Source organism: Caulobacter sp. P1_B12_2 (assembly GCF_056406675.1).
The window spans coordinates 1-5,235 of the sequence record NZ_JBFTZS010000336.1 but is presented as its reverse complement, the minus strand read 5'-3'; the positions used below and the strand labels follow the sequence as shown (position 1 = coordinate 5,235).

Sequence of the window (5,235 nt, the reverse complement as noted above, 5' to 3'; positions counted from 1 at the left end):
GCGGCGCTCGCAGGGCCCGGGCGCGGGGCGTCAGCTCCATGCGCGGCCCCACCCGCACCAGGAGCGGATCGTCGGTCGCCTCGCGCAGGCGGCGCAGGGCGTGGCTGACCGCCGGCTGCGACAGGTTCAGGCGCAAGGCCGCGCGACCGACGCTCGCCTCCTCCAGCAGGGCGTCGAGGGCGACCAGGAGGTTCAGATCAAGGCCGGCCAGGTTCATCTGGCGAATATAGATGATCATAAGCATCGATTGGATGAATGATGTTGATCGCCGGAAGATGGGGCTTCCCCAACCCGGAGAGCCGCCATGAGCGCCACCGACGACAACAAGCAGCTGATGCGCCAGATCTTCGACGGCCTGGCGCGCGGCGACGCCCGGCTGTTCCTCGACAGCCTGGACGAGTCCACCGTCTGGCGGCTGACCGGGACCAACGCCTGGAGCGGCGTCTACGCCGGCAAGACCGCCATTCGCCGCGACCTGCTGACCCCGCTGTTCGCCCAGTTCGCCGACCAGTACGTCAACGTCGCCGACGCGATCATCGCCGAGGGCGACACCGTGGTGGTCGAATGCCGGGGCAAGGTCACCACCAAGACCGGCCAGCGCTACGACAACACCTATTGCTGGGTGTGCCGGCTGGCGGGCGACAAGATCGTCTCGCTGACCGAATACATGGACACGCAACTGGTGGCGACGGCGCTGGAGGCGCCGGTCCGATGAGGCTGTCTGGAGCGGGAAGCTTGAGCGGTTAACGCAGGTTCACCGTTCGTCGAACACGAGCGAAACGAATCATGACCGAATCAGCGACTTCGCCAGATTCAGTGTTTGTTCCCTACCATCCATTGTAGCTTAATTCGGATTAACCACAAACAGCATGGCGACGCTGACCCACGTAAGGGTCAGCCGATCCGCTCGATATCGGGCAGCACCCAGGTCTTGTCGAACAGCGGCGGGGTGGGCCCGTAGAACCGGAACAGCGCCTCGAACCGGCCGCCGGCCTTGGTCGGGATCCAGTTGGACTCGCCGCCCTCCGGCGCCGTGGGTCCGAAGAACAYGTCGACCGAACCGTCGAACCGGGTCTGCAGGCCCGGCGACTGCGACGAGCGGCTGGCCCAGGCCACGTCGCGGATCAGGGCGTGGGTGGCGAAGTCGTACAGCACCACGGACCAGTACTGCTGGACGGGCGGATTGGGCGGCACGTGCAAGCGGTAGGCCGCGTCGCCGTCCAGCGGCTGACCGTCCTTATCGCGGGTGGCGAACAGATAGAACTGTCCCGCGCCCATGTGCTTGATGCCGCTGAAGGCGCAGTAATAGGCGGTGCCGCGCGCGTCGATCGGATAGCTGTCAGCGGTGGTGAAGCCGTCGGCGGCGCTGTCCAGCAGCGCCTTGTCGACCGGCAGGAACCAGCGAGCACTGGGCACGTGCGGCTCGTACACCGTCTCGTAGAGCACGTCGAAACGGGCCAGCGCTTCCTGCCCGGCCTGCGCCAGCAGCGCGACGGTTCGGTCGTCAGGCGCGAACGGCCGGCCCTTCTGAAGGCCCACCGACTTGAGCGGGTCGATCATCGCCCGGTCGCGCTCCAGCCACGGCTCGGCCTGGATCACCCGGTCCAGCGACTGGAAGAACTTCACGTCATAGGGAATGACGCTGTCGAACAGGACGTCGATCGCGTCGATGAAGACGGTCTCCGGAGGATCGGCCGCCTGGGAGAGCGGATAGAGCCTGATGCGCTTGCCATAGGCGACGGCGGCCTCGAGATCGGCGTCGCTCCGGCTTTTCAGGATCGAGCGCAGCAGGCCGTAGCCCTGGAAGGTCTGGGACGGCAGGACGATGTAGCCCTCGGGCGCCGCCTGGTCCCAGCCGGGCGGCGGGATCAGGTACTTGCCGCCCTTGCCCTTGTCGACGCCGGCGGGCCCGACGTCCTCCAGGGGGATCTGCCACAGGTCCATCAGCGACCCGGTGATCGAGCCGTCGTCGGCGGGCGGGATCTCCAGCACGATCGGCCCGACCTCCGCCGTGCTGAAGAACGGCATCAGATAGAGCGTGTCCGGATTGGGCGTCAGGGTCTGGTTCTTCCAGTCCAGCAGCCGCGACCAGTAGACGATCTGGTTGACCTTCGCCCCGGCGCGATAGGCGGCCTGGAACATCAGCTCGGTGTTGACCGCCGACATGCCCCAATTGACCGCCTCGACGGCGCGTCGGTGCAACGTGCGTTCGGCGAGCTGCTCCGGAGACCAGGTCGCGGCTTGGGTGGTCATGGCGGGCCTCCTGTCGGCTGGCGACAGATGACCTTCGCGGGACCCAATCCACTATCGGGCTACAACCCCAGGCGGGGTGCATGATTTCCCGGATTCAGGCGCGCCGGCGCCTCAGGACGAGATCGTCTTCCCCAGATCGATCGCCGCGCTCATGGCCTGGCGATAGGCTTCCACCGCCTCGTCCATCGCGCGGCGCGAGACCTCCAGCGCCTCGTCCCACGTCTGGCCGGGCTCCGCGCCCGGAGTCAGGGCGCGAGCCAGGCCGACGGCGGTCGCCGTCTCGACCAGAATGGAGGTCCGCTGCAGGTGCTGGACGGCGGTCAGCACGGCCAGGCCGGCGGCCTGGACCGCGGTCGCCCGCAGGATCTCGGTCAGGCACGCAGGGTCGCCGGGCTGGGGCGCGGCGGCCATGTCAGGACGCCGGCTTGGCCGCGGCCTTGGGCTGGGGCTTGGCCTTGGCGGCTGGCGGGGCCTGACGCGCCGCCGGCGCGGCGCCCTGCGACGCCGCTTGAGGCGCGCCCGCGGCCGGCGTCAGGATCGCTTCGGCGGCTTGGCGGGCGGCGGCGATGGCGGCGCTCGGATCCGTGTTGGCGCGCAGGGCGGTCAGCAGCGACAGCAGGTTGTCCGGCACGTCCGCACCGGCGCCCCCGGTGGCGGCGCTGTACAGTTGCATGACGCCGACGTTCGTCGCCGCCTGCGCCAGGATCTGCTGCTGCTGCTGGGCGGAGGTGGCGTTCTCGAAAAGGATGCCCGTCGAATGGGCCAGGCTCTGATAGATCGCGCCCATGGCGATGGCCGGGGCGTCGCCCAGGACCTTGACGTTGGCCTGGGTGACGGAGTCGGTGATCTGCGGATTGACGATGTCGTTCATGGATGGTCCCCGAGCTGGCCAGGGCTCATCCCCGGTTGTGGCGGCGCCATTCTTCGCGCGTGACCACAAGCTTGGCAATCGCCGTTATGCGAAACGCCGGGCTAGCCTGCCGGGCAGGTGGCGCTGACCCGCTTGGCGTTCAGGGTGGCGGCCATGGGCAGGCCGTTCACCGTCTTGCCGTTGACCGCGATCCTGAAGCTCTCGGGCGTGTAGGAGCCCTTGGCGGTGACCGGGGCCACGCGGCCCTTCTTGTCGGTCCAGGTGCCCTTCAGCGCGATCTTGCCGTCCTGCACCACCCGGGTGTCGTAGTCGCAGGTGTAGCGCTTGAGGCAGATGCCGCGATTGAAGTTCTCGACGTCCTTCTGGGTCAGGCAGTGCAGGTCGCTGTCGATGGGAATCGGTCCGAGGTGCGTGTTGTATTCCCACTGACCGGTCAGGATCGTGGTCACGGCCTTGGCGTCGGCCTCCTGGGGGCCGGCCAGGGCGACGGCGGCGCTGGCGGCCAGCAGGCCGCAGGCGGTGACGACCGAAGCCAGGGCGGGGGCCGCGACGGGAGCGAACAAACGCATGGGATTCCTTCTCTTCAGACCGTCTCTATATAGGGGACGATATAAGGCCCGCAGATGAACCGCATCTGATGGCCATGTTTGGGCGACCCATTTGACGAGGTTGGGCGCCGCGCGGCTTGACTCGGCAAGCCCCCTTCGCCTATATCGCCCGCTCTCGCGCGGCGGTCCGTCCATCGCGCGGCCGAATTCATGTTGCGGAGCCGCCGGCTTCGCCCAAGCCCAAGGTATCCGCCATGTCGCGCCGTTGCGAACTCACCGGGATCGGTCCGATGGTCGGCCACAATGTGAGCCACTCGAACATCAAGACCAAGCGCCGCTTCCTGCCGGCCCTGTCGCCCGCCACCCTGCAGTCCGACTCGCTGGGTCAGACCTTCAAGCTGCGCATCAGCAACGCCGCTCTGCGCACCCTGGACTTCCGGGGCGGCCTGGACGTGTTCCTGCTGGGCGCCAAGGACGAGCAGCTGTCGCCGCGCGCCCTGAAGATCAAGACCCAGGTCAAGGCCAAGGCCAAGGCCGCCGCGGTCGCCGCCTAAGCACTTCTCGACTCCGGTCGAACGAAAGGCCCGCGAGGTTCGCCTCGCGGGCCTTTTCGCGTCTGGACCCCGGCCCTACGGATGGACCGAGGCGAAGACGATCTCGGCGAAGGCCGCGGCGGTGGCCTCGCGGTTCCAGTCGCGCTGCAGCTCGCAGACCAGCTGGATCCAGCTGACCGGCTGGGCCCCGGCCTGGACGATGCGCTGCAGGCCCGCCCGGTGGGCCTCCACCGACGTGCCGCCGACCGCGTCGACCACGGGATAGACCTCGAAGCCTTCGCTCAGGGCGTCCAGGGCCGGGAAGGCCAGGCAGACCTCGGTCCACAGCGCGACCATGATCAGCTTCTTGCGGCCCGTGGCCTTCACGGCGGCGACGAAGTCGTCGTCCTCCCAGGCGTTGATCGACGTGCGGTCGTAGGAGGCCACGCCGGGCAGAACCTCGGTCAGCTGGTGGATGGTCGGCGTGTTGCGGCCGGTGGCGACGTTCACGGTCGAGAGCACGACGGGCATGCCGTACAGCGTCGCCGCCTTGGCCACGGCGACGACGTTGGCGATCATCTCGCGACGCTCCATCGAGACGATCGAGGCGACCTGGACGGGTTGGAAGTCAATGATCAGCAGGGCCGCGTTCTCGGCGGTCAGCAGGTGGTCGGCCTTGGGATCGCGGCGGGTGGCGGGAGAGGTCATGGCGGTGGTCCTTTTTCTGGGGTTCAGGCGCGAGTCGGGGTTCGCGGCCGACGGGTCGGCGGCGCTTTGCGGATGTTGGAAAGCGACTGGGTGCTGGGCGGGCGGCCCGGCTAGCGGTGCGGCGCCGTCGCCGGGTCGACGTAGACGGTGTCGGTCGGGCCAAAGCCCGTGATGTAGACGACGGCCGGCTGGTCGCCGGTGCGGGCGAAGTGCGAGACGCCGCCGGGCTCGGTGTAGAAGCTGCCGGGCGGCAGGGCCTTGGCGGCGTCGTCCGACGCCTTGGCGCCGTAGCCGAGGAACCATTGACCCGACACCACGACGG

9 protein-coding genes are annotated in these 5,235 nt (G+C 68.4%); 2 read left to right on the top strand and 7 right to left on the bottom strand.

Annotated features, from left to right (window positions below; translation table 11 throughout):
* A partial coding sequence (locus AC1DZ6_RS18435) for a helix-turn-helix domain-containing protein (protein WP_477098594.1) occupies positions 1-244 on the bottom strand: 244 nt, incomplete at its 3' end.
* A 60-nt stretch (positions 245-304) separates the two neighbouring features.
* Here AC1DZ6_RS18435 and AC1DZ6_RS18430 point away from each other — a divergent pair.
* The gene (locus AC1DZ6_RS18430; RefSeq protein ID WP_477098593.1) at positions 305-715 is read left to right on the top strand and encodes a nuclear transport factor 2 family protein; all 411 of its coding nucleotides are present in this window, start codon (positions 305-307) and stop codon (positions 713-715) included.
* 179 nt (positions 716-894) lie between these two features.
* On the opposite strand, the gene AC1DZ6_RS18425 is transcribed toward AC1DZ6_RS18430, so the two are convergent.
* The 4 genes from AC1DZ6_RS18425 to AC1DZ6_RS18410 form a co-directional block, all read right to left on the bottom strand.
* A complete protein-coding gene (locus AC1DZ6_RS18425) occupies positions 895-2,253 on the bottom strand; it encodes a DUF1254 domain-containing protein (protein ID WP_477098592.1) in 1,359 nt (452 codons plus the stop codon).
* 111 nt (positions 2,254-2,364) lie between these two features.
* On the bottom strand, positions 2,365-2,664 hold the full coding sequence (locus AC1DZ6_RS18420) for a hypothetical protein (protein ID WP_477098591.1): 300 nt from the start codon (positions 2,662-2,664) through the stop codon (positions 2,365-2,367).
* 1 nt (position 2,665) lies between these two features.
* Positions 2,666-3,124 (bottom strand): RebB family R body protein, encoded by a 459-nt coding sequence (locus tag AC1DZ6_RS18415; protein WP_477098590.1) that lies wholly within the window; start codon positions 3,122-3,124, stop codon positions 2,666-2,668.
* Between the two features lie 101 nt (positions 3,125-3,225).
* Entirely contained in the window at positions 3,226-3,693 is a 468-nt protein-coding gene (locus tag AC1DZ6_RS18410) for a DUF3617 domain-containing protein (protein WP_477098589.1), read from the bottom strand.
* Between the two features lie 233 nt (positions 3,694-3,926).
* Between AC1DZ6_RS18410 and rpmB the strand changes: the two genes are divergently transcribed.
* Positions 3,927-4,226, top strand: coding sequence for a 50S ribosomal protein L28 (gene rpmB / locus AC1DZ6_RS18405; protein WP_477098588.1), 300 nt, complete (start codon positions 3,927-3,929; stop codon positions 4,224-4,226).
* A 75-nt stretch (positions 4,227-4,301) separates the two neighbouring features.
* Here rpmB and AC1DZ6_RS18400 read toward each other — a convergent pair whose 3' ends face one another.
* Together AC1DZ6_RS18400 and AC1DZ6_RS18395 are read right to left on the bottom strand one after the other, a co-directional pair.
* Positions 4,302-4,913, bottom strand: a complete 612-nt coding sequence (locus AC1DZ6_RS18400) for an isochorismatase family protein (protein ID WP_477098587.1) — start codon at positions 4,911-4,913, stop codon at positions 4,302-4,304.
* Positions 4,914-5,023: 110 nt separating this feature from the next.
* Positions 5,024-5,235, bottom strand: a 212-nt coding sequence (locus AC1DZ6_RS18395; protein WP_477098586.1) for a cupin domain-containing protein, incomplete at its 5' end; no start/stop codon positions are given.

Excerpts from the sequence above, each read along its gene's own strand:
- AC1DZ6_RS18415 (WP_477098590.1), bottom strand. The coding sequence starts at position 3,124 with ATGAACGACATCGTCAATCCGCAGATCACCGACTCCGTCACCCAGGCC.
- rpmB (WP_477098588.1), top strand. The coding sequence starts at position 3,927 with ATGTCGCGCCGTTGCGAACTCACCGGGATCGGTCCGATGGTCGGCCAC.
- AC1DZ6_RS18410 (WP_477098589.1), bottom strand. The coding sequence starts at position 3,693 with ATGCGTTTGTTCGCTCCCGTCGCGGCCCCCGCCCTGGCTTCGGTCGTC.
- AC1DZ6_RS18400 (WP_477098587.1), bottom strand. The coding sequence starts at position 4,913 with ATGACCTCTCCCGCCACCCGCCGCGATCCCAAGGCCGACCACCTGCTG.
- AC1DZ6_RS18420 (WP_477098591.1), bottom strand. The coding sequence starts at position 2,664 with ATGGCCGCCGCGCCCCAGCCCGGCGACCCTGCGTGCCTGACCGAGATC.
- AC1DZ6_RS18430 (WP_477098593.1), top strand. The coding sequence starts at position 305 with ATGAGCGCCACCGACGACAACAAGCAGCTGATGCGCCAGATCTTCGAC.